The sequence below is a fragment of the Nocardia sp. NPDC006044 genome (assembly GCF_042871115.1).
Classification (GTDB): domain Bacteria; phylum Actinomycetota; class Actinomycetes; order Mycobacteriales; family Mycobacteriaceae; genus Nocardia.
In genome coordinates this window covers 275,092-300,922 of the sequence record NZ_JBIAID010000002.1, presented here as the reverse complement: position 1 = coordinate 300,922, position 25,831 = coordinate 275,092, and the positions used below count along the sequence as shown (strand labels likewise).

The following is a 25,831-nucleotide window of genomic DNA, read 5'->3' as shown; positions in this document are numbered from 1 at the left end:
CACTTCCGGAACGCACGGTGATAATCGGGAACGAAGGCGGCGCGAACGGGCCGCATGGAAGGGATTCATGAGCGTCACATTGGCCAAAGGCGGAAATGTTTCGCTGTCTAAGCAGGCAGCCAACCTCAGCAAGGTCTCGGTGGGCCTCGGCTGGGACGTGCGCACCACCACGGGCGCCGACTACGATCTCGACGCCAGCGCGCTGGCCACCGGGCCGGACCTGAAGGTGCTGTCGGACCAGCATTTCGTCTTCTACAACAACCTGCGGTCGCCCGAAGGCTCGATCGAGCACACCGGCGACAACCTGACCGGTGAGGGCGAGGGCGACGACGAGGTGATCAACGTCGACCTGAGCGCGACCCCGCCGAGCATCACCAACATCTTCTTCCCGGTGTCCATCCACGACGCCGACGCGCGCAGCCAGTCGTTCGGGCAGATCCGCAACGCGTTCATCCGGGTCACCGACGCGGCGACCGGTGTCGAGCTGGCCCGCTACGACCTCACCGAGGATGCCTCGACCGAGACCGCGATGGTGTTCGGCGAGCTCTACCGGCACAACAACGAGTGGAAGTTCCGCGCCATCGGGCAGGGCTACGCCTCCGGACTGGCAGGCATCGCCCGCGACTACGGCGTGCACATCTGATCGTTCGTCCGCGGCGCGGGCCTTCCGGATCTTGCCGGGCGGCAAGACCTCCGGAAGACCCGCCCCGAATCAGCTCGGGCTGCTGAGGCTTTCCGGCGCCTCGGTGATCAACTGCGGACGGTCGCGTTCCCGGCTGTCCAGCAGTGCGAAGTACCGGCGGAGCATGAGCACGGCCGTGGTGGCCAGGCCCGCGGTGAGTCCCCACCAGACGCCCGCCGCGCCGAGGCCGATCGGGAAGGCCAGCAGCAGCGCGACCGGAAGCCCGACACACCAGTAGCCGATGATCGACAGCCGGAAGCCGGCATTGGTCTCCTTCAATCCGCGCAGCAAGCCGGTGCCGATGTTCTGCGCGGCATCGAAGAATTGCAGCACGATGCCGATCAGCAACAGGGTGTGCGCGATCTGAATCGTGCTGGTATCGCTGGAATTCAAGAACGGCCGCAACACCAGGTCGGGTGCGATCACGTAGACCGCGCCGGTGATCGCGGCGACGACCGCCACATGCCGCAGCGCGATCCAGGCCAACGCCCTGGCGTGCTGGTATTCGTCGCGCGTGACGGCATGACTGACCAGGATCGACGCGCCGTGCGACAGCCCGATGGCGACCTGGAACACGATGTAGATGATCTGGTAGACGATGTTGTGCGCGGCCAGCGCCGCCGGGCCGATGCTGCCCATCACGAGCGCGAGCACCGAGAACATGCCCGCCTCGGAGCCGTAGGTGAGCGCGATCGGCGTACCCAGCTTCAGCTCGGCCAGGACGGTCGAGCGCCGCACCGGCCACGGCCGCAGCGGCAGCGTCGGGCCGAGCCGGGCATCGCGGCGCACCATCACCCAGAACACCCCGAAGGTGATCAGGAAGACCAGCGAGGTGGCCACGCCGATTCCGGTGAGGCCCAACTCGGGCAGTCCGGCCCGGCCGTGGATGAAGCCGAGCGCCAGCACCAGATTCAGCAGCACCGAGCCGAGCGTGACCAGCAGCAGGGCCTGCGGGCGTTGCATGCCGACGGTGTACTGGCGCAACGCCTGGAACCACAGGCACGGCAGCAGGCCCGGCGCCAGCGCCACCATCAGCGGACGCGCGTCCGCCAGCACCCCGGCGTCCTGCCCGAGCCATTGCAGCGCCCAGCCGAGCCCGATGAGCAGCGCGCCGCCGAGCAGACCGGCCAGCGTGGCGATCAGGAAGCTCGATCGCAGCACGTCCTTGATCTCGTCATCGGGGGAGACCCCGCGCTTGCCCGCCGAACTCACCGCGGTGGCGATCTGATTGCCGCTCGCGGTGATCAGCCCCACGCACATGGTGCGGATCTGATTGAACAGCGCGATCGCCAGTCCGCCCGCGGCCACCTGCTGCACCCCGAGCGTGCCCATCAGCACCACATTCGTGGTGGACACCGCGATCTGCGCCAACTGGGTCAGCGCGATCGGCGTGGCGAGCGCGGTGAGCCTGCGGCTGTCCGCCCGGTAGCCCGACAGCATCACCGGGCCACCTCCCCGCGCTCGAACGCGACGCAGCGCCCGGTTTCGCGGGCCGTGCACGGCGGGGTGATCGATGCGCGGCGCCAGACCGCGGGTAGGCGCTTCATCGCGCCTCGGCGAGGGCGACGGGACGGCGGGCGGCGGGGGTGTAGTGGTGCAGCATGGTCCTGACCTCAGCTTCGGCGGTGGGGTCGAGCAGGTCGCGTTCGGCCATCCACGCATCGTCGAAGACCGTGTCCAGGTACTTCTCCCCGCCGTCGCAGACGAGGGTGACGATGGTCGAGCCGGGCGGGAACTCGTCGAGGCGGCGGAGCGCGGCGTGCACCGAGCCGCCGGCCGAACCGCCGATCATCAGGCCGAGTTCGGCGGCCACCGCGCGGGCGGTGGCGAAGGCGTCCACGTCGGTCACCTTCACCCCCTCGTCCAGCAGCGAGTAGTCCACCGCGGTGCCGATGGTCGCGCCGGGCGGCGTGCCGGTGCCGGACTGCCAGTACGGGCCGCCCTCGCCACCGAAGGCGATCGAGCCGACCGGCTCGACGCCGATCACCCTGGCCGGGCAGCCGAGTTCGCGCAGCCGGGTCGCGGTGCCGAACAGCGAACCCCCGGTGCCGACCGAGGACAGCAGGATATCCACCCGCTCAACGTCTTCCAGCAACTCTTCGGCGACGGAGTAGTAACCGACCGCGTTGGCGTCGTTGTTGTGCTGCTCGGTGAAGTACGCGTCCGGCCGCGCGGCCGCCATCGCCTCGGCCAGGTCCTCCCGCGCCGAGGTCGCCAGGTTGTCGTCGCCGTCGTCGGCGACGAACACCAATTCCGCACCCATTGCCCGCATCGCCCGCAACTTGTCCTTACACGCGTGATGATCGACCACGGCGGTGAAGCGATACCCACGTTCGGCAGCTACTACCGCGAGACCGAGTCCGGTGTTCCCGGAGGTGGACTCGATGATATGCCCGCCACTTCTCAGCAAACCGCGACGCTCCGCATCGAGCACCATCTCGCGAGCCATCCTGATCTTGGCCGCGCCGGTCGGATTGAACTGCTCGAGCTTGAGCAGTAACCGGGTGCCGGTCGCGGTCGCCGCCAGTTCGAACAGCGGCGTGCGGCCGATCAGATCCGTCACACGCGTGACGAGCGGCATGGAATTTCTCCTCGGTCAGGTGGGTGGTGGGTCAGCCGTCGAGCGTCCAGCGGAACCGATCGCGCGTGGGCCGGCCGTCGGCGGGGTGGGTGAGCTCGGGCGCGTCGTGCAGCACCACTTTGGGCGGAATCGGCAGGTCATGGAAGGCGGATTCGTTCGAATCCATTTGGTACCCGGCGGTGTTCGGGTAAATCAGCAGGTCGCCTACCTCGGCGGCGCGTGGCAGCGGGATCCGGCGCCAGCTGAGCATGTCGGAGTCGAGGCAGGTGGCGGCACCGACGCTGGTCGGGGTCGGCGTGCCCGGCCGGACCGGCCACAACAGCGGGTCGGGCAGGTATTCGCTCTCGAACCACTGCTCGGACAGGCTCAAACTGGTTCCGTCGACGGTGAGCAGGCGATACGGCACGCCGTCGGCGTGCCGGAGCTTGCTGCCCTGCACTCGGAAGACGGTGAAACCCGCGTGCGCGAGCAGCGCGCGGCCCGGCTCGACGGCCAGCCGGATGGCGTTGTCGCGCAGCCGCTGAGCGAGACCGTCGTGGTCGAGGATCGCGGCGAGCATGGCCGGGCCGGGAGCCGGGAAATGGTAGGGGTAGTACGACTCGAACGACTTGCCCGAATGGAACCACCGCCGGTCGACGCGCTCGGTGAACTCCGCCCACTCGGCGGCGGGCACGTAGTCGACGCCGAAGCCGCCGCCGATCGACAGTGTCGTGGCGGGATGGCCCAGCGTCCGCGCGTGCAGGCAGCGGGCGATCAGCGCGGACGCCAGCTCGGCGCGCGCCACGGCGGCGTAGCCGGACAGGTGAAAGCTGAAGCCCTCCAGGCGGATCGATCCCCGGCCGTCGAGTGCGGCCAACGCCTGCTCGAGCTCGTGCTCGGTCATGCCGAACCGGCTGGCCGACGCGGCGGGCAGCACCCGGAGCAGGATCCGCACCGGCGTGGCCGAGTTGCCGAGGGCGGCAAGGCGTTCCAGCTCACCGAGGTCGTCGACGGCGATCAGCGCGCCGTGCCGGGCGGCGAGCCAGAGCAGCTCGTCGGACTTCGCGGGCCCGGTCACCATCAGCTCGTCGCCGCGAATCCCCTGCGCCAGTGCGGCGGTCAATTCGCCGGTGCTGGAAACATCTACGCCCGCACCGTTTTCCGCGCAGGCGCGGGCGACGGCGGGCGATTTGTTGGCCTTCTTGCCGTAGTAGATGACGCCATCGATCCCGGACTGCTCGAACACCGCGCGAAACCCGTGGATGTTGCGGCCGACCCACGGAGGATACAAGACATGAAACGGCCCGCCCACGGCAAAACCGATGTCACCCAGCAGATTCGGGTCATCGAGCGCGCGGCGCTCCCACTCCTCCAGGAGCGCCGGGACCGGGGCGGCGCTGATCGAATCGCGCGTCACCCCGGCCGCGCCGGCGTCTAATCCCACAGCGGCACCTCCGTGCCGCGCCCTTCCGCGATGGCGCGTTCGGCGAGCGCGTGCGCGACCGCGATGTCGGTCAGCACGAGTCCGCTGTTGTAGACGAAGATGCGTTCGTCGTCCGAGCGTCGCCCGACCGCACGACGACTCAGGATCTGCGGCAGCTCGGCGTCCACCGCGCGCAGCGTCCCGTCCGGCCCGGCCATGTCGGTGCCGGTCAACGCCATCTGCTCGGCGCTGGTGGCGATCACCCGGTCGGCGTCGATCAAGGCCGAGGGAGCCAGTCCGTAGCCGACCAGCACCGCCGTCGAACCCGGTGCGAGATCGCTGGATTCGAGCGCGACCTCGGTGCCCGGACCGGCGGTGGCCAGCACCACGTCGGCGCTCGCCGCGGCGACCTTCGGGTCTTCCACCGTCTCGAGCAGCGCGTGCGGGTAGTGCTCGGCGAGCTGCCGGTGCACCGCGTCCAGGCCTTCGGGATGAGTGCCGTACAGCATCAGCTTGCGCAGTTGCGGGTTCGCGGCGAGCAAGTGCGGCAACGCGTTGCGGCCCTGGGTGCCGGTGCCGATCAGCAGCACGCTCTCCGCGCCGCGGCGGACGGTCTCGCGCACCAGCAGCGCCGACACCGCCGGGGTGCGCAGCGCGCCGACTCTGGAGCAGTCCATCATCGCGATCGGCGCGCCGGTGCTGTCGTCGTACAGCGTGATGGTCGTGTAGTAGCGCTTGGTGCTGCGATCGTGACCGGGATCGAACTTGTACGACGTCTTCATCGCGACCACCCGGCGGCGGCCGTCGCGGCCGAGCATCGCGTAGGACACCGACCAGCCGTCGGGATTGGCCACGCTGAGTTTGCGTGGGTTGTCCGAATCACCCGCGGCGAACGCGAGATACGCGTCCTCCACGGCCCGCACGACATCGCCGGGCGTGATCGGCACGCCGGCCAGGTCGCTGCGGCTGAGCACCCGTAAGGGGGTGCTGCGGTCACGGATGTTCAAAGGATCCTCGATCATGTGCTGCTTCCCGCTCTATCGCCACCGGAGGGGTCGCCCGGTGTTCGTCCGTATGGCTCGGCTCGTCGCCGCCGGACGCGAACGCGGAATTCACTGCTGCGCGGAACGGGGCGACGATCCGTTGCCCGTATCCATTCTCGTCGGTCTCTTCCGGCCGCCGCGGCCGATCAGGCAGGCGGACGTTCACCCGCTTGAGCCAGCGGTCGGTGCCGTCGTAACGCGCGGTGAACGGTACCCGACCGTGCACCGCGACGTCGTTGTCCACCAGTAGCACCTCGCCGGGCACGAGCGCGGCGGTGATGCAGACGCGTTCGAGTTCCGCGCTGAGCGTGGCATAGGCGGTGCGGAAGCCGGGGTCGGCGTCGTCGAGCGGGGTGTAGGCCGGGTCGTAGCGCAGCGTCGTCTCGTCCGGGCCCGCCGGGCTCCACAGCGTCGGCAGCGGCGCGGCCGAATACCGTTCGTGCCCAGTGCCATACGAAACGTCGGGCAGGATCGGCAAGGTCGGCGTGCTCAGCAGCCTGCGCTGTGCGGCGGTCAGCTCGACCCGCCGGACCGAGGACACGGTGGTGCCGACCAGGTCCGGATTACGCAGGCAGCCGAGCATCAGCAGGTTGGCCCGGCCGGGGTGGAAGGCGTCCTCGGAATGCGGGCTGAGCAGGGTCTTGCTGCTCGCGCCGGACTGCTCGTGCTCGTGGCCGGGAGACGGCAGGATGTTGTTGACCAGCCGTCCGCCCTGCTGGCCCTGCCAGCCGAAAGGCTCACCGGCGCAACGCGCGAGCAGCAGCATGACCAGATCGAATTCGAACGAGCTCGCCCGCCGGGCGGCGCTGCCGCTCCACTGCGCGGCGTCCCGCCAGCTCGGTGGCGTGGGCCCGAATTCGGCGTCGGTGAGCGGCAGCCGGCTGACGATGGTCGCGCCCGCGCTGGTGGCGGGCGGGCGCAGAGTACGGCGGACGTCGGTGGGCAACTCGGTGACGCGGGCGTCGACCTGCGCGATCAGCGCCGGATCGGTCAGCGTGGCGGCCAGCGCGGCTTCGTCGTGGGACGCGGAAATCAGTGTGGTAGATATCTCCCGCGCGAGCTCACGCACCGCACGCCCGGCGGCGGCGGGGAGCTCACGACGTTCGATATCCTGCGGGTGAAGCGTCTTACGTTCGGAGAGAACGCCTTTCACCGAGGGAGTCCCTTCTTCGCATCGTTCGAAAGAGCAGGAGTGACGTCGATCTGCGAAGCTATCTGGTCTTGCTGCGTTAAGCAAGGCTTACCTAAGCGAGTCTATAAAAAATAGCAGAAACGCATAAATGCGGCGAAGATCGGCTCAACCGCGTCGGTATTGCGCTCAACCCGTTAGGCTAGCCTGTCCTGATCGTCCAGGAAGAAGGCAGCGCAATGGGTTTGAATCGCCGGCAGCTCTTGCAGTCGAGTCTCGGGATCGGCGCGATGCTCGTCGTCGCCGCGTGCTCGAAGGGAACGGACTCGTCCGGGCCCGCGCAGCGCGGCGGCACGCTACGCGTCGGCGCCCTAGGCACCGCGGCCCGCAGCGAACGCGACCCGCACGCCAACCTCAGCAACGACAGCGACTTCCTGATCACCTCGCTGGTGTACGACGCGCTCGCCGTGCCCGGCGGTGATCCGAATGTCGCGCCGCGCTTGGCCACCCGGTGGGAGCCGGACGCCGAACGCCGCCGCTGGACCTTCACCCTCGCCGACGGCGCGACCTTCCACGACGGCAGCCCGGTCACCTCCGACGACGTGGTGTGGTCGCTGCGCAGGCTGCGCACGGTCGGCGGGGCGTCGAAAATGCCGGTGGCCGTGGACGATATCGCCGCCGACGGACCGAATCGGGTGGTGCTCACCGTGCCCGAACCGAACACTCAGCTGCCGCTGCTGGTGCGGCTGATGACCTTCACGGTCAAGAAGGACACCACCGACTTCACCAAAGCCATTGGCACCGGCCCGTTCCGGCTCGAGTCGTACCAGGGCGGCAATGCCAGGCTGGTGCGCAACGAGCGCTGGCACGGCCCGGCGCCGCTGCTCGACGCCATCGAGGTCACCATGTTCGAGAGCGTGACCGCGCTGGGTAACGCGGTGCTCGGCGGGCAGATCGACCTCGCGTCCAATGTCGGCGCGATCGCCGGGCGGACGGCCGAGGGGCGCACTGACCTGCGGGTGGTGCGCCGGGCCGACGACACCATGCTCGGCGTCGCGATGCGCGCCTCGGATGGTCCGTTCGCCGACCCCAGGGTGCGCGCCGCGGTGCGGCTCGGCGTCGATCGAAACGCCCTGGTGACGCAGGTGCATTCGGGCTACGGCACGATCGCCAACGACATCCTGGGCACCGGCGATCCGCAGTACGACAGAGCGATCGCGCAGCGCACCCGGGACATCGACCGGGCGAAAACGCTACTGCGCGAAGCCAATTTCGACACCGGGCGCAGCTATCCGCTGGTGACCAAGGCGGAGGCGCCCGGCGAGGTCGAGTCGGCCAAGGTCATCGCGACCCAGCTGGCCGACATCGGGGTCCGGCTCGACGTGGTCACCCAGGAGTCGAACGCCTTCTACGACCAGACCTGGTTGAAGGCCCCGCTCTACACGGTCTCCTGGGGCACCAACGATTCCGCACTGTTCTACGCGAAGAATCTGATGTCCAGCGGCTCCAACCGCAACGAAACCGGCTTCAAGGACGCGGCATTCGACGCGGCCACCGCGAAAGCCCTGGCCGCACAGAATGACTCGGACTACACCCAGGCCTGCCGGGAAGTGCAGCAGATCCAGCACGATCGCGGCGGCTACCTGGTGTGGGGCATGGCCGACGGCATCGACATCGCCTCCGCCAAGGTGCGCGACCTGCCCACGCTCGGCGGCTTCGCCAGGGTGCAGCTGGAACGAGCCTGGTTGGCCGGGTGATCTCGTTCGCGCGCCTGCTGGTCCGGCGCATCGTCCTGCTGATCGCCCTGCTGGCAACGGTCTTCGTGGTGGTCGACCTGCTGCCTGGCAGTACGGCCCGGGCGGTGCTCGGCCGCGACGCCGCGCCGGAGCAGGTCGCGGCCAAGGAACGCGAACTCGGGCTCGATCATCCGCTGCCGCAACGCTTCTGGGAGTGGATCTCCGGGGTGCTGACCGGTGATTTCGGCCGCACGGCGCGCGGACGTTCGATCAATGACCTGCTGGCCGAGAAGTTCCCGCCGACCCTGCTGCTCGGGGGGATCGCGCTGACGCTGACCGTGGTCGTGTCGCTGCTGCTCGGCATGTGGTGGGCGGCGCGACAGGGTGAGCGCGCTAGGCCGGGGAGCGCCGCGGTCCGGCGTCGGCCGAGCGCGCTCGGGCACGGCACGGTGCGGCTGCTGCAGCCCGCGACGACTGTCGCCGCCGCGGTGCCGGAATTCGTGGTCGCGACGCTGTTGATCCTGGTGTTCGCGCTGGCCGCCGGATGGTTGCCCGCCGTCACCATCACCGATCGCTCCGGCTTCCCGGCGAGCCCGGACATGCTGGTGCTGCCGGTGCTCGCGCTGGCGATTCCGCAGATCGGCTGGAACACCAGGGTGGTGCGCGCCGCGATGGTCGATGCCGCTCGTGCGCCGCACGTGGAAAGCGCTGTGCTGGACGGGCTCTCCACCCGTGCGGTGCAGCTGCGGCACACCTTGCCGTTCGCCCTGCCCACGATCGTGGCGAGTTTCGCGACCACCGTCGGCATGGTGCTCGGCGGCTCGCTGGTGGTGGAGACCATCTTCAACTATCCGGGACTCGGGGCGCTGCTCGCCGGCTCGGTGGCGGACCGCGACGTGTCGTTGATCGCCTCGGTGGTCGCGCTGTCCGGCGCGGTCATCATGTGCGTGCTCGCCGTTGCGGATGGTATTCGGGCCTGGTCGTTGCGGGGGCGCGGATGAAGCGACTGCTGGAACCGCGCGAACAGCGCACCGACGGTCGGTGGAATCACGTTCGGGTGCATCGGCTTCGGCTGCTGACGGGGTTGCCCGCCGTGCTGGTGGGCCTGCTCGCCGTGCTCGGTCCCGCACTGGCCCCGCACCCGGCCGAGACGCCCGTCGGCATTCCGTTCGGCCCGGCCGGCACCGACGCCTGGTTCGGCACCGACCGGCTGGGCCGGGATGTCCTGAGCCAATTGCTGTACGGCGGTTGGGGTCTGCTCCTACTGGCGGCGGTGATCGCGATGACGGTGACGGCATTGTCGTGTGTGCTCGGCACGGTCGCCGCGCTGCGACCGCGGGTGGGCCGGTTCATCGAGCTCGCTACCGACTTCGCCATGCTGCTGCCCGCCGTGCTCGGCATCCTGCTCGTCCTGACCTCGTGGCCGGACGCGGGCGCCCCCGGTCTGCTCGTCGTCGCGCTGCTGTTCGGTACCCCATACTGCGCCAGGGTTTTCGCCGCAGCGGCCGCGGGCGTCGCCGCCTCCGGTTATGTCGAAGCCGCCCAGGCCAGCGGTGAAACACTGCCGCACTTGGTCTTCCGCGAGATGATCCCGAACCTGCGCGAGGTCGTCACCGCGCAACTCGGCCTTCGCTTCGTCGCCGCCGTCTACCTGGTCAGCACCGCTTCGTTCCTGCAGCTGCCGACCACCCTGGGCGCAAGCAACTGGGCAGTTATGGTGCGCGAGAACGCCTCCGGCATGCTGCTCAACCCGTGGGCCGTGCTCGCGCCGAGCCTGGCCATCGCGGTCGTCGCGGTCAGCGTGAACCTGGCAGTCACCACATTCGGCCGAGGGGAGCGCCCATGAGCGCCCGAGCCTCCCGCCTCGTTCTCGGTGGTGGCGGACATCGGCGCAGTGGCCGGGGCGTCCAGTGGGGCGCTCGGGTCGGGCGGTGGACGGATGAGCGAGCAGAATCAGCTTGCCGCCGTGGCCCTTTCAGGCAACGGTGCCGAACGCGGGCGAGTAGTAGGGCGGGCACTCAGATGGCATTCGAGCGAGGGGAGCGCCGATGAGCGACAGAACCTCGCGCGTCGGCTTCGGCGGTGGCGGGCATCGGCTAGGCGGGCAAGGCACGCAACGGCATCCGGACTCCGCGGATGTCCGGCAGTGGTCGGCGGAGGTGGGGAGCAATGGTGAGTGAACCTGTTGCGGAAGCCGAGGCACGCGTCGTCGACGATGCCCCGCGCGCGTCGAGGAGCCCGCGCGGTGATGCGGTGAACGACGCCGGTGACCTTGTGCCACGGTCTCGAGCGGGGGCGGGGGACGGTATACCCGTTGTGGTCGACGGGTTGTCGGTGCGCAGTTCGACAGGGCAGGAGTTGTTCGGGCCCATCGGCTTCCAGATCGCGGCGGGTGAGATCACCGCGCTCACCGGACCTTCCGGATCCGGGAAGACGACACTGATGCGGGCGTTGCTCGGACAGCTGCCCACGGGTGCCTCCCGGTGCGGCGGCTCCGCGTCGGTCGCGGGTCACGATGTGTTCGCACTGGATCCCGCAGCCCGGCAAAGGTTCCGCCGCATGCATGTCGCCTTCGTCGGCCAAGATCCAGGATCGGCGCTCAATCCGCTGATCCGGGTGCGCGGACTGCTGCACGAGGTCGCCCGGCACGCCTCCCGTGACACCTTGATCGAGACCCTCGAACTGGTTGGCCTCTCCGCTGAACACCTGCGCCGCCGCTCCGGCGAACTCTCCGGTGGCCAGCAACGCCGAGTCGCCCTGGCCCGCGCCCTGATCCGCCGCACCGGTGTGCTGATTCTCGACGAACCCCTGGCTGGCCTGCACGGCGCCCTACGCACCGACATCGCCCGCCTCCTCACCGAGGTCGCCGCCGAGCGTTCGGCCGCGATCCTGCTGTCCGGCCACGACACCGACACCGTGCACGCCATCGCCGACAACGTGATCGAACTCGCCGGCGGACTGGTGACCGACAGCCTCGAGCATGCGGCTGCGTCCGCACAGCCCGCGACCGATCGCCCGCCGGGATCCGGTTCGCCGGTGGGTATCCCGGCTCCGCCGACGGAGATCGGCGGTGGGCACTCGGTCAGCGAGAAGTCCGCGTTCCTGATCGGCGATGCGACGGAACATGAAGCGCCAGCGGGTGTCCCGGCCCGGCAGAGGGTGACCGGCGCAGACGTGGCCTCGGTCGGCAACTCACGCGCCGTGGGATCGGCCGATTCGCACCCGGCTGCGACCACCGGCCCGCTTCTGCTGCGCGCCAACGGTATCGGCGCGTCGATCGACGGCCATGCCGTCCTCACCGGCATAGACCTCGAGCTCGCACCGTCGGCCGCGCTCGCGATCGTCGGCGTATCCGGCGCGGGCAAGACGACGCTCGCCAGGGTCATCGCGGGCCTGCACCGCCCGGCAACCGGAACCCTCGAACTGCACGGCACGCCGATCCCGGTCACCGGCCGCCGGCGAACCAATGGCGGCAACGGCATTCAGCTGGTGACCCAGAACCCCCGCTCCGCGCTCAACCCACGCCGGACCGTCGCGCAAACCCTCGGCCGCCCGCTGCGCCGCATCGGGGGAGTGCCGAGACGTCGATTGCCCCAGCGGATCAGCGACCTGCTCGCGTCGGTCGAACTCGCCCCCGAGCTGGCCGCCCGCTACCCGCACGAACTGTCCGGCGGCCAACGCCAGCGCGTCGCCCTGGCCCGCGCCCTCGCCGCCGAACCCGCGGTCCTCATCTGCGACGAGATCACCTCCGCGCTGGATCACGCCACCGCCGCATCGATCATGACTCTGCTGGATCGCCTGCAGCACGACCGCGCCATGGCCCTGCTGGTGATCAGCCACGACATGCCCTTGGTCGCCGCCCACTGCCCCCGCATGGTCGTCCTGGACCACGGCCGCGTCGTCGAATCCGGTGAGACGCGCGCCATACTCGCCTCCCCCGCCCACGCCGCGACGCGCGAGCTGCTCGGCTGATTTCGCCGGGTACTCCGCCGGACCTGGATGATGGATGGAGTGCTCCTCCGAAAGACCGGCGCCTTGGCCGCCGTCGTGGTGACCCTCGCGCTCGCCGGTTGCGGGATCGACCGCGATCTCCCGCCGATCCCCGAGGGCATCCCGCCCGGCCCCGGCACCCCGTTGCCGCTGATCGACCTGGACGGTCCCGGCCGCACGGCGATCCAATTGCGCGGCTGGGCCGACGAACAGGCCGACCGCATGGGTATCCCCTCGGTCGCGCTGGAAGCCTATGGCTACGCGGCCGCCGTGCTCGCCCGCGCGAAGCCGGACTGCGGCATCGCCTGGACCACCATCGCCGGCATCGCGAGCGTGGAGAGCAAACACGGCTCGCACGGCGGCTCGCGGATCGACGCGGACGGCACCGTGCGCCCGCCGATCATCGGCATCCCGCTCGACGGCTCCCCGGGTGTCGCGCTGGTCAAGGACACCGACGGCGGTGCGCTGGACGGTGACCCGGAGTTCGACCGCGCCATCGGCCCGCTGCAATTCATCCCGGAAACCTGGAAGCGCTGGGGCGTCGACGCCAACGGCGACGGCGTGGCCGATCCGCAGAACATCGACGACGCGGCCCTCACCGCGGCCCGCTACCTGTGTGCCAGCGGCGGCGATCTGACCTCCGAGCACGGCTGGCAGCAGGCGCTGCTCACCTACAACCAGTCCACCAGTTACCTGCTGACCGTGCGCGACCGCGCCGCCGCCTACAGCGTCGGCCGCCGGGTATGACCTGCCCCACCGGAGTGCCGGTTACCCGCCGAGCTCGGCGGACGCTAGGCTCGCAGCGCACGGCAATTCCCGTAATACCCACCGTGCCTGCAGCCTAAGGAGTGTCGTTTTCGTGGCCATCATCGAACAGGTCGGAGCTCGCGAGATCCTGGATTCTCGCGGAAACCCCACTGTCGAGGTCGAGATCGCCCTCGACGACGGCACCCTGACCCGGGCCGCCGTGCCCTCCGGCGCCAGCACCGGCGAGCACGAGGCCGTCGAGCTGCGTGACGGCGGCGAGCGCTACGGCGGCAAGGGCGTACAGAAGGCGGTCGAGGGTGTGCTCGACGAGATCGCGCCGGCCGTCATCGGTCTGGACGCGGTCGAGCAGCGCACCGTCGACCAGGTGCTGCTCGACCTGGACGGCACCCCGGACAAGTCCCGCCTCGGCGCGAACGCGCTGCTCGGCGTCTCGCTCGCGGTGGCCCGCGCCGCCGCCGAGTCTTCCGGCCTGGAGCTGTTCCGCTACCTCGGTGGCCCGAACGCACACGTGCTCCCGGTGCCGATGATGAACATCCTCAACGGTGGCGCGCACGCCGACACCAGCGTGGACGTGCAGGAGTTCATGGTCGCCCCGATCGGCGCGCCCACCTTCAAGGAGGCGCTGCGCTGGGGCGCCGAGGTCTACCACGCGCTGAAGGCGGAGCTGAAGTCCAAGGGCCTGTCCACCGGTCTCGGCGACGAGGGCGGCTTCGCCCCCGACGTGGCCGGCACCCGCGAGGCGCTCGACCTGATCAGCGGGGCCATCGGCAAGACCGGCCTGAAGCTCGGCAGCGATGTCGCGCTGGCGCTCGACGTCGCGGCCACCGAGTTCTACACCACCGGTAGCGGCTACAAGTTCGAGGGCAGCGTGCGCAGCGCCGCCGAGATGACCCAGTTCTACGCCGAGCTGCTCGCCGCCTACCCGCTGGTCTCCATCGAGGACCCGCTGTCGGAGGACGACTGGGACGGCTGGGTCTCGCTCACCGACGAGATCGGCGAGAAGATCCAGATCGTCGGCGACGACCTGTTCGTCACCAACCCGGAGCGCCTGGAAGAGGGCATCGCCAAGGGCGCCGCGAACGCGCTGCTGGTGAAGGTCAACCAGATCGGCACGCTCACCGAGACGCTGGACGCCGTGGAGCTCGCGCACCGCAACGGCTACAAGACGATGATGAGCCACCGGTCCGGCGAGACCGAGGACACCACCATCGCCGACCTCGCGGTCGCGGTGGGCAGCGGCCAGATCAAGACCGGTGCGCCGGCGCGCAGCGAGCGGGTGGCGAAGTACAACCAGCTGCTGCGCATCGAGGACGCGCTCGGTGATTCCGCGCGGTACGCGGGAGATGTCGCGTTCCCGCGCTTCGCCTTCGAGGGTTAGTAAACAAGGGACGCTATGACGGAGCGACGTGCGCGTGGGACCAGTCCAGCCGGGCGTGGGGACCGCCGCACGTCGCGTTCGGCCAGATCGCGGCCCAGGGCCGGAACCGACACGGAGACGGCCGCCCGGCCCGCGGCGGTAAAACGCACCGCGCGCAGGCGATCCGACGACAAGAAGGCCGGGCCACAGAAGGTCGGCCTGCGCACCGGCGGCCACGGCGCGGACAAGCACGACCGTACGATCCTCGGCCTGTCCACCGGCAAGGCGGTGATCCTGGCGATCGTGGTGTGCGCGCTGGCGCTCACCCTCGCCGTCCCGATGCGCACGTACTTCACCCAGCGGGCCGAGGCCGCGCAACTGGCGCAGCAGCGCCGGGATCTGGAAGCGGACCTGGCCCGGCTGCGCGATCGCCGTGCGCAGCAACAGGATCCGGCCTACATCCGTTCCGAGGCGCGTGACCGGCTGCGGCTGGTGCTGCCCGGTGAGACCCCGTACATCGTGCAGGTGCCCGGCATGGAGGCCTCCGCCCCGCCCACCGCGGTGACCAAGTCCAGGGAGCCGGACCCCTGGTACACCGAACTGTGGCACAGCATTTCCGAACCACAACCCGCCCCCGCGGCCGGCCAGGCACCACCTCCCGCCCCGCCGGTCGCGCCGCCGCCCGGACCGGAAGGACCCAGGTGACCCAGCCGAACGACCAGGATCTCGCGATCATCGCCAAGCAGCTCGGCCGCGAACCGCGCGGTGTGCTCGCCGTCGCGTATCGCACCCCGGACGGGATCCCGGCCGTCGTGAAGACCGCGCCCCGCCTGCCCGACGGCACCCCGTTTCCCACCCTGTACTACCTGACCGACCCGCGGCTCACCGCCGAGGCGAGCAGGCAGGAATCCGCCGGGGTGATGCGCGAGATGACCGAACGGCTCGGCAGCGACCCGGAATTGGCCGCCGCCTACCTCGCCGCGCACCAGAGCTACCTGGCCGAGCGCAACGAGATCGAGTCGCTCGGCACCGATTTCACCGGCGGCGGGATGCCGGAGCGGGTGAAGTGCCTGCATGTGCTGATCGCACATGCGCTGGCCAAGGGGCCGGGCGTGAATCCGTTCGGCGACGAGGCGGTGGCGCTGGCCGCCGACAACGGGTTGCGCGGCACCGCGATTCCGGCCGACTGGCCGAAGTCCGAGCGGGCCGGCGCGCCGGAAAACGGAGCACAGGCATGAACAACCGGGTAGCCGCCGTCGATTGCGGGACCAACTCCATCCGACTATTGATCGCCGACGTGCTCGACGACGGCACCCTGGCCGACGTGCACCGCGAGATGCGGATCGTGCGGCTCGGCAAGGGCGTCGACGCCACCGGCTCGCTGGCCCCCGACGCCATCGAACGCACCCGGGTCGCGCTGGCCGATTACGTTGCGCTGATGCGGGATTCGGGTGTCGGCCGGGTGCGCATGACCGCCACCTCCGCGACCCGCGACGCGTCCAACCGCGAGGACTTCTTCGCCATGGCCCGCGCCGAGCTCGGCACCGTGGTGCCCGGCGCCGAGGCCGAGGTGATCAGCGGCGACGAAGAGGCGCGGCTGTCGTTCGCCGGTGCGATCGGCGAACTGTCCAGCGAGGCAGGGCCGTTCGTCGTGGTCGATCTCGGCGGCGGCTCCACCGAACTCGTCTTCGGCGACAGCGCGGGTGTGCAGGCCGCGTTCTCCGCCGACATCGGCTGTGTGCGGATCACCGAACGTTGCCTGCCCGGAAACCCGCCGACCGCCGAACAGGTCGGCGCGGCACGGGAATTCGCCGCCGAGCGGCTGGCCGAAGCGTTCGCCCGGGTGCCCGTCGAGGGCGCGCACACCTGGGTCGGCGTCGCAGGCACCATGACCACCCTGGCCGCCGTCGCCCTCGACCTGCCCGAATACGACTCGGAGCAGGTCCATCTCACCCGGCTGAGCCTGGATCAGCTGCGCGCCGTGTGTGATCGGCTGATCGGCATGAGTCACGACGAGCGGGCCGCGCTCGGCCCCATGCACCCCGGCCGGGTCGACGTGATCGGCGGCGGGGGAGTCATCGCCGAGGTCCTGGCCGACGAACTCGCCCGCCGCGCAGGCATTTCCGAGCTCGTCGTGTCCGAACACGACATCCTGGACGGCATCGCGCTCTCCATCGCCTGACCGGCGCCGCGACTAGTCGGACTTGCCTTCGCGGGCCCGGCCGGTGACCAGATCGGCCAGCCTGGACAGTGATTCCTTGTTGCGCGGGGCCAGCACCTGCGTCTGAATCAGGTCGGGCACCAGCGCCGCGGGTCCGCTGATCGCGCGTTCGAACATGCTGATCCGGGTGGTCGCGGCGGTGATCTCGGTCAGCTCCAACCGGATCCAGGCCGAGCCGACCGGCCACAGCCGCGCCTCCAGCTCGATCATCCGCGGCGGGTCCACCTCGCGGACCTTGGTGGTGTCGGACAGGTTCAGCGGCCACGGGCCGACGCTGTGATGAATGCGGGTGCCGACCGCGGGCCAGCCCGCGTCGACGTCGCGGATGTGCGAGGCGCCGACCACCCAGAGCGGATACAACCACCCGTCGGCCAGCACCGCGAACGTGTCCTCGACCGAGGCGGGCACCGTGATTTCGATCGGATCCATCCGCGCGTCACTTTCGTCGTCTGCCGGGGGGCGTCGCGGCCGGGACCGCACTGCTCCCCGGATGCCCAACATGGGCCTGAGGAAACGCTCCGATATGCAGTCTGGCACGATCCGCAACCGGGCGCGATGCTGCGATGATCTTCGGAATTTCGGCGTTGATGCCGAAGAATCGTCGCAAACATGGGAAGGTCTGAGGATGTCGGAAGCGAAAACGGCTGATTCACCGATCGCCGAACGGACCATCTTCGGCCACCCGATCGGGTTGACAAACCTATTCGGAGTCGAGCTGTGGGAACGGTTCTCGTACTACGGCATGGTCAGCATCCTCGGGTACTACCTGTACTACTCGGCCACCGATGGCGGCCTCGGGCTGGATGAGAGCACCGCGTTCGGCATCGTCGGCGCCTACGGCGGGCTGGTCTATCTGTCCACGGTGCTCGGCGGGTGGATCGCCGACCGGCTGCTCGGCATGGAACGGACCGTGTTCTACGGCGGCGTGGTGGTGGTGGCCGGGCATGTCGCGCTGGCCGTGCTGCCCGGCCTGACCGGAGTCGGCGTCGGCTTGGTGCTGGTCGCACTCGGCAGCGGCGCGCTCAAGGCGAACGCCTCCTCGCTGCTCGGCACGCTGTACCCGAAGGGCGACGCGCGCGCCGACGGCGGATTCACCCTCTTCTATCTTGGCATCAACCTCGGCGCGTTCAGCGGCCCGCTGCTCACCGGCCTGCTGCACGATCACCTCGGCTTCCACTACGCGTTCGGCGCCGCCGCGATCGGCATGGCGCTGGGCCTGATCCAGTACGTCGTGTTCCGGCGCAACCTCGGCACGCACGGCCGTGACGTGCCGAACCCGTTGCCGCGCACCGCGATCGGCCCGCTGCTCGGCCTGCTCGCCGCCGCGGCCGTTGTGGTCGCCGTGGCCTTCCTGACCGGCCTCGTGACCCTGGACAACCTGCCCGACGTGACCACCGGCGTCATCGCCGTCGCGGCGGCGATCTACTTCGCCGTCATGCTGACCAGCGCCAAGGTGACGCCGCTCGAGCGCAGCCGGGTGCGCGCGTTCATCCCGCTGTTCATCGCCAACGCGGTGTTCTGGTCGCTATTCCAGCAGATCTTCACGGTGCTCTCCGGCTATTCGGACAATCGGATCGACTGGCGCCTGTTCGGCTGGACCGCGCCGTCGAACTGGATCAGCTCGGTCGAGCCGGTCTGGATCATCACGCTGTCGCCGCTGTTCGCGCTCATGTGGACCAAGCTCGGCTCGCGCGCGCCGAGCACCCCGCGCAAATTCGCGCTGGGCGTGATCGGCATGGGACTCGCCTTCGTGCTGTTCGTACCGCTGTCGTTCATCACCGGCCGGCATGTGCCGATCCTGCTCATCGTCGCCGTCATGGCCGGATTCGCGGTGTCGGAGCTGCTGCTCTCACCCATCGGTCTTGCGGTCACCACCCAGCTCGCGCCGGAAGCTTTCCGGGCACAGATGATGGCGCTGTACTTTTTCTCGGTTGGCATCGGCACTTCGATGTCGGGTACTTTGGCTCGGTTCTATGACCAGGACCACGAAGTCGCCTACTTCGGCATCACCGGCGCCGTCGCGGTCTGCGCCGGCCTGATCGTGGCCGCCATCGCGCCGCGGATCAGCAGCTACATGGCGGGCGTGCATTAGCCTGCCCCCGGGCCATAGACAGCTCGACAGCACGACCAGAGGTAGAGGAGAAGGTGTGGCGATCCGCAGGCCGGACGACGCGACGGGGCAGGACCCGGCTCGATGGGGCGGGTTGTTCCGCACCAAATCCGTCGAGCAGTCGATCAAGGACACCGACGAGCCGGACTCCAAACTCCGCAAGGACCTGACTGCGTGGGACCTCACCGTCTTCGGCGTCGCGGTGGTGATCGGTGCGGGCATCTTCACCCTCACCGCGCGCACCGCGGGCAATGTCGCCGGGCCGTCGGTCTCGCTCGCCTTCGTCTTCGCCGCCATCGCCTGCGGGCTCACCGCGCTCTGTTACGCCGAATTCGCGTCCACGGTGCCGGTGGCCGGCAGCGCGTACACGTTCTCCTACGCCACCTTCGGTGAACTCGTCGCGTGGATCATCGGCTGGGACCTGATCCTGGAATTCGCGCTCGCCACCTCGGTGGTGGCCAAGGGCTGGTCGCAGTACCTCGGCGAGGTGATGGGCACGACGCCGATCGTGCACATCGGCTCGGTGTCCTTCGACTGGGGCGCGGTGCTGCTCATCGCGGTCCTGGCCGTGCTGCTGGCCACCGGGACCAAGGTGTCCTCGCGGGTGTCGGCGGTCGCGGTCGCGATCAAGCTGGCCGTGATCGCGCTGGTGCTGATCGTCGGCATCACCTACTTCAAGTCGGAGAACCTGACTCCCTACATTCCGCCGTCGCAGCCCGGTGAATCGGGCGACGGCCTGCGCCAGTCGCTGTTCTCCTTCCTGACCGGCGCCGGGCACAGCAGCTTCGGCTGGTACGGCCTGCTCGCCGCGGCCAGTCTGGTGTTCTTCGCGTTCATCGGCTTCGACGTGGTCGCCACCACCGCCGAGGAGACCAAGAACCCGCAGAAGGCGGTGCCGCGCGGCATTCTCGGCTCGCTGCTGATCGTCACCATCCTCTACGTCGCGGTGTCGCTGGTGCTCACCGGCATGGTGCCCTACACCGAGCTGTCCGGCGAGAATGCCACGCTCGCAACGGCTTTCGCGATTCACGGCGATACCTGGGTGAAGAACATCATCTCGATCGGCGCGCTCGCCGGGCTCACCACCGTGGTCATGGTGATGTTCCTCGGCCAGACCCGGGTGCTGTTCGCCATGTCCCGCGACGGGCTGATGCCGCGGCAGCTGGCACACACCGGCAAGTTCGGCACCCCGGTGCGGATCACCGTGATCGTCGGCATCGTCTGCGCGGTGCTGGCCGGCTTCGTCGACTTCGGCACGCTCGAGGAAATGGTCAACATCGGCACGCTGTTCGCGTTCGTGCTGGTCTCGGTCGGCGTGCTGATCCTGCGTCGCACCCGGCCAGAACTGCCTCGGGGTTTCCGCGTGCCGCTGGTGCCGGTGGTGCCGATTCTCGGTGTGCTCGCCTGTGTCTGGCTGATGCTGAACCTTTCGGTCGAGACCTGGCTGCGGTTCATCGTCTGGATGGCGCTCGGCTTCGTCATCTACTTCGCCTACAGCCGGCGCCACTCGGTGCTGCGCAACTCGCCCGCGGAGTAGTGGAGCGAGCGGCACATGGTCTGCGCGAAGTCCTCGTGGTGTGTCACTCACGCATTGCCTGATCGCCCGGACGCCCGCTCGGCACCACGTCGGGCGCGCGTCTCGGGCGTCGGGCCGGGAAGCGGCGCGAGAGTAGCGTGGCGCTAGTGTCGCAGCGGGAGCTCGTTGTCCTCGGGACCGCCAGTCAGGTACCCACCAAGCAGCGCAATCACAATGGGTACCTGCTGCGCTGGGACGCGGAGGGAGTGCTGTTCGATCCAGGGGAGGGGACGCAGCGGCAGATGACCTACGCCGGGGTGTCGGCCACCGACATCACCCGGATCGCGATCACCCATTTCCACGGCGATCACAGCCTCGGGCTCGCCGGTGTCGTGCAGCGGATCAATCTCGATCAGGTGCCGCACGCGGTCGACGTGTGCTTCCCGGGCTCGGGGGTCGAGTATTACGAGCGGCTCGTCAATGCCACGTCTTATTACCGGCGCGCGGAAATCCGGCCCCGCCCCATCGGCCCGCCAGGCCCGGTGGCGTTTCCCGGCGCACCGTTCGAGGTGTCGGCCGTTCCGCTTTCCCACCCCGTCGACACCTTCGGCTACCGGCTCACCGAACCGCCCGGCCGGCGCATCCTGCCCGATCGCCTGCGCTCCTTCGGACTGAGCGGACCGGTCATCACCCGACTACAACAAGCGGGGCAGATCGAGATCTCCGGACGCACAGTGACTCTCGACGAAGTCAGCGAACCGCGCCCCGGCCAGAGCTTCGCCTTCGTGATGGACACCCGTCTCTGCGACGGCGTGCACGAACTCGCCGCCGACACCGACATGCTCGTCATCGAGGCGACCTTCCTCGACGCCGATGCCCACCTAGCCGACGAATACGGCCACCTCACGGCGGGGCAAGCCGCGCGGGTCGCCGCCGACGCGGGCACCCGCACCCTCGTCCTCACCCACTTCTCCCAGCGTTACCGCGACCTCTCCGCACACCTCGCCGAGGCCCGCGAACACTTCACCGGCACCATCCACATCGCCACCGACCTCGCCCGAATCCCGCTGCCACCCAGGCGATAACCCGCACCGAACCAGACACGACCGACCCCGCCCCACACCACCCCCGCCCCGGCCCCCCGCTTTGGTCAACTGCCCGACATTTCCCAGGAGGACGCCGACACGTTGCACAGCTTGAACAGTCGGAATTCCGGTACACCCGTACGACTCGGTACGCTGTCCCGGACGCCCCCATAGCCCAATTGGCAGAGGCAGTGGACTTAAAATCCATCGAGTGTCGGTTCGAGTCCGACTGGGGGCACAGACAGCGTCTACAACGGGCATGTCAGGTCGATGATCGGGTCGGTCTGTTGTCGGCGTCCGGCAGCGCGATGTCCGGCTCGGCGAGCCGCTCGGGCTGGGCTGGGCGCAGCCCCTGGCGGAACCACTCCGGCATCTCCTGGTCCGATCGCGGAAACCACTTGTTCTCGGTACCGAAGTGCTCAGCTGTCGGCCTGGTCGAAAAGGCCGGTGCCTTATCTCGGTTGTATCGGATGGTGAAGCGGTCGGGCGGATTCAGAATGTATTCGAACTCGATCCATGATCCGAGTCCCTGAACGTACATCCCTTTCCGCAGTTGCTGAAACTTCCGCCAGACATCAGGCGGGAAGGACCAGGCACGTATCGTGCCGTCGGGCATTCGCACTCCGGTATCGGATTCGGCATGCGTCCCGATCATCCTGGCGCGCACCACAAGCCGAGTCCAACCGATCGGCAGGGTGGGGAGCACCTCGCTCGTGATCTCGGTGAGCTTGTCGTGCTGTTCGATCGGGTCGAGCGCCGGCCAGTTCGGCATCTGGTCAATCCTCCTGCGGGAATGGGCCGTTGAGCCCGACGGCTCGCACATCGGCACCCGCGGATGTTAGCGACCGTGCTGTTCGAGATCCTGAACCCACCAGCCTGGAGGGACAGTTCTATCGCGGTCGCTAGAACGAGCGATGCTTCCAGTCGATCGCGTCGAGGCGAACCCGGTCGTTCTCCAGCCAGTCCCAGATCAACTGGGCAACCCGGTCGAGGTTGTCCACCGTGGTTTCCAGGTATGTCCCGTCTTCCGCTCCCGTGCTCACCTCGAGCAGGTATTCGGTCGCGTGGTTGCGATAGGTCTGGATAAAGCCGTCCTGACCGGCGCGCGCCACGGTCATGAACGACCCCCCGCTCACGTACGGCAGCTTGGTGAGCCAGTAGCGCAGGTGGTCATGGGTGAGGGTCGTGAATTCTCGACCACCTACGTTCACGTCCAGGTTCCGGTGCGCGACCGGAGCTTCGGCGGGCAGCACATCACTCCATGGGCCAACGGCCTCGCCTTCAGTCCTCATCGGCGTAGTTCCAATCGAAAACGAGCTCGGCATGCGGTACCAGCGCGGTCACCCGGCTGGTCAGCATCGCCTCGAACGGGTCCTGCCAGCGGTAGAACCCGCTGAAGATCACCGGACGGTCGGAATCCACTGTCACCGACAAACTCTCTCCGTCCCCACCGAACGTCATGAAGACGTCCAAGCTCAACCGCTCGCGCTCGAGCACATCGGTGAGCACCGCAGCCACCCCCGCCCGTTCACGCTCGTCCCGTAACCCCCGAATGGAAAACGCGACATCAATATTCACTGACACGCGTCAGACGCTAACTCCCCTCACCGACACATTCGCAGCAGCAGTCACAGCCACCCTCAGCTCACCGTGCGCAGAAGGCTGTTCAGCAGAGCGGGCCCCGAAATGCGCTGCTGGACAACTGATCACGAGGAACTGATGTAGGTGGCTTCTCGGCAGATGCCTACACCAGTTCCTCGTGATCAATCGACCAGCATCCGAGCCGGTGGCAGCCGGGCCGAACGCCCACATCGCAGCATGTGCGCGGGTTGCCGAGCCCGAGACGATGTCCGCACGTTGACCTTCCGTTACCCACGCACGCGCGGAACGCGGCATCACCGTACGTTCGTTCCTGGGTGTCTCAGGATCTACACCGCCACCATGTCGGCGACGACACAGGCAATATTGTCCGGCGCTCCCTGGGCGTACGCGTGCTCGACCAACTGCTGCGCGGCCTGTTCGGGATCGGGTGCCGCGCCGAGGACCGCGCGCAGAGCATTGCGGTCGACGACGGAGGACAGTCCGTCGGAGCACAGCAGATAGCGGTCACCGGCCAAGGCGGTCCGCAGCGCCAGATCTGCCTCGACCTGATGGTTACCCGCGCCAAGGGCTCGCACCAGCAGGGCACGTTGAGGATGGGATGCGAGCTCGTGCGGGGCGAGCTTTCCCTGGTCAATCAGGGATTGCACATAAGTGTGGTCTTGGGTGAACTGGAACAACTCGCCGCCGCGCAGTAGGTATGCCCGGCTGTCGCCGATGTGCACCAGAGCCAGTTGAGAGCCGGAGCACAGGATGGCGGTGAGGGTGGTGAGCGGTTGTTGGTCGCCGGTCGCTGCCTTGCGTACGGTGCGGTCAGCCTCGGTGACGGCGCTGGCCAGCATCGTGAGCAGCTCGGCAGCTGGCATGTCTGCCAGTTCCAACTGTTTGAGAGCATCGATGGCGGCGACGCTGGCAGCAGCACCGGCGGGGCCGCCCGCGCCGTCGGCGACGGCCAGTAACCGGTCGCTGGCGTGCACGGCGTCCTGGTTGCTGTCGCGTACAGCTCCGATATCGCACCGGGCAGCGTAGTGAACAACGAGGGTTGGATTCGTCTTCGACATAGTGGTGGCCCTTCCGGACAGGTTATTGACGAGGGCGGTGGCCATTCGTTCACGAGTCGCCGTGGCGGCAGTGACCTGTCGCCAGTACGCACCGACTACTTCAGCCGCCGCCGCTGGGCTGAGACGACACACGGTGCCGACCTCAGCGAGTGGCATGCCGATTCCGCGTAGCTGGGCAATCAACCGCGCTTGTTCCAGCTGGTCCGACTCGTAGAACCGATACCCGGACTCGGGATCGACCGCAGCCGGGCGCAGCAGCCCGAGGCCGTCGTACAGGCGCAACGCCTTCGGCGTCAGCCGAGCGGCGCGGGCGAACGCCCCAATGGTCAGCAGCCCCATATCGACCTCCTTCTGATACCGATTACAACGACCGGTACGACCAGCATCAGGCTTCCCCAAAGGTCAAGGTCAAGAAGACGCGCAGCGTTCGTCCCCACAATCGTGCAGTTTGAAGCCCACGGAAACCGGCTGGTTAGACACTGGCATCGGGATTGGGTCCCGGCCAGGATTCGATCCAGCGCCCGGCGGGATGTTCCCAACATTCGCCGCCTGTCGAGAACGATCGTTGGTCCGGCACTGTAGCTCTCAGGCCTGTGCGCCCAGCAGCAATAGGGAGTGTTGATTCGCCCTAGGCCAGAAGCTTGGACGGGGTGGTCCCGACGGCTGGACTCAGTAGGACCTCCAGCGCCGTTCGAACTTCGTCAGCTCGAGTATCCGCGCCGCCGTCGGTACGATCCATGCCATGAGTGAGTACGGGGGGACGTTTACGGCTGGCCAGAACCTCTCGGTGGTGCCCGCGAATGTGCGCGAGGTCGGCGCGTTTGTCTACGAGCTGTCCGAAGCACTGCGCAATGTGGTGGACTCTGCCGCCGAGGAGGTCGCGTCGCTGACTGATGGCACCTGGACCGGCGATGCGGCAACGAAATTTTAGAGAGTTGGACCGCGGTCTGTGACGGCGGCGCCCCGTTTATGCGCGACGAGTTCAACGCCACCGGCCTGGCTACGTCGAGTTCGAATCTGCCATGAGTTCGGAATTCACCGTGGATGGGAATTTTAAACGTGAAATAACTGCTCCGGACATAATCGGGAACGTCTCGAAAGAACTCGGTGGTGCCGCGACCGGACGCTACAAGGTGGTGACCGATCGATTCGGCGGTGTCATCACTATGTATCCGATCCCTTAAGGAGAAGCAGTGGGCGTTTCGGTATTTATTCAAAACCAAATACGTGAAAAGGTTGCGGAAGTTGGTGGATACGCGTCGGATACGCTGGGCGACGTTATCTTGCAGGCGCCGGCGGGTTCACTTACTCGGGGTATAAACAGGCACGCGGACACCATGTTCAATACCACTCAGCTCAATTTCTTTATCGAGGAGATTTCCTCCTTCGTGCCCGGCGACGACAGCGAGCGTGAACTGTTCACGGTGTTGCGCGAGGCCGCCGAATCCGCGATCCGGCGGCGCGGATACCTGTGGTTCAGCGGAGACTGAGGCGCTCCGCTCTCCCGCGCGCGGTACATCGCCTCGCGCGCGTCGCAGTATCCGCATCGGG

General features: G+C 68.3%; 26 protein-coding genes and 1 tRNA gene. 17 read left to right on the top strand and 10 right to left on the bottom strand.

What is annotated here, in order from left to right; all coding sequences use genetic code 11:
* Positions 1-67 precede the first annotated feature (67 nt).
* On the top strand, positions 68-643 hold the full coding sequence (locus tag ACFYO1_RS19030) for a TerD family protein (RefSeq protein ID WP_387232438.1): 576 nt from the start codon (positions 68-70) through the stop codon (positions 641-643).
* Positions 644-712: 69 nt separating this feature from the next.
* On the opposite strand, the gene ACFYO1_RS19025 is transcribed toward ACFYO1_RS19030, so the two are convergent.
* The 5 genes from ACFYO1_RS19025 to ACFYO1_RS19005 all read right to left on the bottom strand — a co-directional run bounded on the left by ACFYO1_RS19025 (position 713) and on the right by ACFYO1_RS19005 (position 6,861).
* Positions 713-2,122, bottom strand: a complete 1,410-nt coding sequence (locus tag ACFYO1_RS19025; RefSeq protein ID WP_387235215.1) for an MATE family efflux transporter — start codon at positions 2,120-2,122, stop codon at positions 713-715.
* Between the two features lie 103 nt (positions 2,123-2,225).
* The gene (locus tag ACFYO1_RS19020; protein ID WP_387232436.1) at positions 2,226-3,263 is read right to left on the bottom strand and encodes a PLP-dependent cysteine synthase family protein; all 1,038 of its coding nucleotides are present in this window, start codon (positions 3,261-3,263) and stop codon (positions 2,226-2,228) included.
* A 31-nt stretch (positions 3,264-3,294) separates the two neighbouring features.
* Positions 3,295-4,686 (bottom strand): alanine racemase, encoded by a 1,392-nt coding sequence (locus tag ACFYO1_RS19015; RefSeq protein ID WP_387232434.1) that lies wholly within the window; start codon positions 4,684-4,686, stop codon positions 3,295-3,297.
* On the bottom strand, positions 4,677-5,687 hold the full coding sequence (locus ACFYO1_RS19010; RefSeq protein ID WP_387232433.1) for an ornithine cyclodeaminase family protein: 1,011 nt from the start codon (positions 5,685-5,687) through the stop codon (positions 4,677-4,679). Before ACFYO1_RS19010 ends, ACFYO1_RS19015 begins: the two co-directional genes overlap by 10 nt.
* Positions 5,659-6,861: a TauD/TfdA family dioxygenase gene (locus ACFYO1_RS19005; protein ID WP_387232431.1), complete on the bottom strand. Its 1,203-nt coding sequence runs from the start codon at positions 6,859-6,861 to the stop codon at positions 5,659-5,661. The genes ACFYO1_RS19010 and ACFYO1_RS19005 overlap by 29 nt, the downstream gene beginning before the upstream one ends.
* A 215-nt stretch (positions 6,862-7,076) precedes the next feature.
* On the opposite strand from ACFYO1_RS19005, the gene ACFYO1_RS19000 reads away from it, so the two are divergent.
* The 10 genes from ACFYO1_RS19000 to ACFYO1_RS18955 all read left to right on the top strand — a co-directional run bounded on the left by ACFYO1_RS19000 (position 7,077) and on the right by ACFYO1_RS18955 (position 16,870).
* Positions 7,077-8,594, top strand: a complete 1,518-nt coding sequence (locus ACFYO1_RS19000; RefSeq protein ID WP_387232429.1) for an ABC transporter substrate-binding protein — start codon at positions 7,077-7,079, stop codon at positions 8,592-8,594.
* Positions 8,591-9,574, top strand: coding sequence for an ABC transporter permease (locus tag ACFYO1_RS18995; RefSeq protein ID WP_387232427.1), 984 nt, complete (start codon positions 8,591-8,593; stop codon positions 9,572-9,574). Before ACFYO1_RS19000 ends, ACFYO1_RS18995 begins: the two co-directional genes overlap by 4 nt.
* Positions 9,571-10,419, top strand: coding sequence for an ABC transporter permease (locus ACFYO1_RS18990; RefSeq protein WP_387232425.1), 849 nt, complete (start codon positions 9,571-9,573; stop codon positions 10,417-10,419). Before ACFYO1_RS18995 ends, ACFYO1_RS18990 begins: the two co-directional genes overlap by 4 nt.
* A 202-nt stretch (positions 10,420-10,621) precedes the next feature.
* Entirely contained in the window at positions 10,622-10,753 is a 132-nt protein-coding gene (locus tag ACFYO1_RS18985; RefSeq protein WP_387232423.1) for a hypothetical protein, read from the top strand.
* Positions 10,746-12,545 carry an ABC transporter ATP-binding protein gene (locus ACFYO1_RS18980; RefSeq protein WP_387232421.1) on the top strand — a complete coding sequence of 600 codons (1,800 nt, stop codon included), beginning with the start codon at positions 10,746-10,748 and terminating at the stop codon, positions 12,543-12,545. The genes ACFYO1_RS18985 and ACFYO1_RS18980 overlap by 8 nt, the downstream gene beginning before the upstream one ends.
* Before the next feature lie 30 nt (positions 12,546-12,575).
* On the top strand, positions 12,576-13,310 hold the full coding sequence (locus ACFYO1_RS18975) for a lytic transglycosylase domain-containing protein (protein ID WP_387232419.1): 735 nt from the start codon (positions 12,576-12,578) through the stop codon (positions 13,308-13,310).
* 112 nt (positions 13,311-13,422) lie between these two features.
* The gene (gene eno / locus ACFYO1_RS18970; RefSeq protein ID WP_387232418.1) at positions 13,423-14,709 is read left to right on the top strand and encodes a phosphopyruvate hydratase; all 1,287 of its coding nucleotides are present in this window, start codon (positions 13,423-13,425) and stop codon (positions 14,707-14,709) included.
* Between the two features lie 15 nt (positions 14,710-14,724).
* Positions 14,725-15,393 carry a septum formation initiator family protein gene (locus tag ACFYO1_RS18965; protein ID WP_387232416.1) on the top strand — a complete coding sequence of 223 codons (669 nt, stop codon included), beginning with the start codon at positions 14,725-14,727 and terminating at the stop codon, positions 15,391-15,393.
* Positions 15,390-15,926: a DUF501 domain-containing protein gene (locus tag ACFYO1_RS18960; protein WP_387232414.1), complete on the top strand. Its 537-nt coding sequence runs from the start codon at positions 15,390-15,392 to the stop codon at positions 15,924-15,926. The genes ACFYO1_RS18965 and ACFYO1_RS18960 overlap by 4 nt, the downstream gene beginning before the upstream one ends.
* Positions 15,923-16,870, top strand: a complete 948-nt coding sequence (locus ACFYO1_RS18955; protein ID WP_387232412.1) for an exopolyphosphatase — start codon at positions 15,923-15,925, stop codon at positions 16,868-16,870. The genes ACFYO1_RS18960 and ACFYO1_RS18955 overlap by 4 nt, the downstream gene beginning before the upstream one ends.
* Before the next feature lie 12 nt (positions 16,871-16,882).
* Here ACFYO1_RS18955 and ACFYO1_RS18950 read toward each other — a convergent pair whose 3' ends face one another.
* Positions 16,883-17,338: an SRPBCC family protein gene (locus ACFYO1_RS18950; protein WP_375920533.1), complete on the bottom strand. Its 456-nt coding sequence runs from the start codon at positions 17,336-17,338 to the stop codon at positions 16,883-16,885.
* Between the two features lie 196 nt (positions 17,339-17,534).
* Between ACFYO1_RS18950 and ACFYO1_RS18945 the strand changes: the two genes are divergently transcribed.
* The 4 genes from ACFYO1_RS18945 (at position 17,535) to ACFYO1_RS18930 (ending at position 21,858) form a co-directional block, all read left to right on the top strand.
* The gene (locus tag ACFYO1_RS18945; protein WP_387232410.1) at positions 17,535-19,001 is read left to right on the top strand and encodes a peptide MFS transporter; all 1,467 of its coding nucleotides are present in this window, start codon (positions 17,535-17,537) and stop codon (positions 18,999-19,001) included.
* A 55-nt stretch (positions 19,002-19,056) separates the two neighbouring features.
* Positions 19,057-20,556 carry an amino acid permease gene (locus tag ACFYO1_RS18940; protein WP_387232408.1) on the top strand — a complete coding sequence of 500 codons (1,500 nt, stop codon included), beginning with the start codon at positions 19,057-19,059 and terminating at the stop codon, positions 20,554-20,556.
* Between the two features lie 146 nt (positions 20,557-20,702).
* Positions 20,703-21,620, top strand: coding sequence for a ribonuclease Z (locus ACFYO1_RS18935; protein ID WP_387232406.1), 918 nt, complete (start codon positions 20,703-20,705; stop codon positions 21,618-21,620).
* A 164-nt stretch (positions 21,621-21,784) separates the two neighbouring features.
* Positions 21,785-21,858 (top strand) — tRNA-Leu (locus ACFYO1_RS18930).
* A gap of 24 nt (positions 21,859-21,882) precedes the next feature.
* Here the strand turns inward: ACFYO1_RS18930 and ACFYO1_RS18925 are convergent.
* From ACFYO1_RS18925 to ACFYO1_RS18910, 4 genes are all read right to left on the bottom strand, one after another.
* The gene (locus tag ACFYO1_RS18925) at positions 21,883-22,392 is read right to left on the bottom strand and encodes a hypothetical protein (RefSeq protein ID WP_387232404.1); all 510 of its coding nucleotides are present in this window, start codon (positions 22,390-22,392) and stop codon (positions 21,883-21,885) included.
* Between the two features lie 130 nt (positions 22,393-22,522).
* Positions 22,523-22,912 carry a hypothetical protein gene (locus ACFYO1_RS18920; RefSeq protein WP_387232403.1) on the bottom strand — a complete coding sequence of 130 codons (390 nt, stop codon included), beginning with the start codon at positions 22,910-22,912 and terminating at the stop codon, positions 22,523-22,525.
* Positions 22,902-23,204, bottom strand: a complete 303-nt coding sequence (locus ACFYO1_RS18915; RefSeq protein WP_387232401.1) for a hypothetical protein — start codon at positions 23,202-23,204, stop codon at positions 22,902-22,904. Before ACFYO1_RS18915 ends, ACFYO1_RS18920 begins: the two co-directional genes overlap by 11 nt.
* Positions 23,205-23,548: 344 nt before the next feature.
* Positions 23,549-24,619: a MerR family transcriptional regulator gene (locus ACFYO1_RS18910; RefSeq protein ID WP_387232399.1), complete on the bottom strand. Its 1,071-nt coding sequence runs from the start codon at positions 24,617-24,619 to the stop codon at positions 23,549-23,551.
* Positions 24,620-25,022: 403 nt separating this feature from the next.
* Here ACFYO1_RS18910 and ACFYO1_RS18905 point away from each other — a divergent pair, with 403 nt between their 5' ends.
* Positions 25,023-25,211, top strand: coding sequence for a type VII secretion target (locus ACFYO1_RS18905; RefSeq protein WP_387232398.1), 189 nt, complete (start codon positions 25,023-25,025; stop codon positions 25,209-25,211).
* Positions 25,212-25,473: 262 nt separating this feature from the next.
* Positions 25,474-25,770, top strand: coding sequence for a hypothetical protein (locus ACFYO1_RS18900; RefSeq protein WP_387232396.1), 297 nt, complete (start codon positions 25,474-25,476; stop codon positions 25,768-25,770).
* The last annotated feature ends 61 nt before the right edge of the window (positions 25,771-25,831 follow it).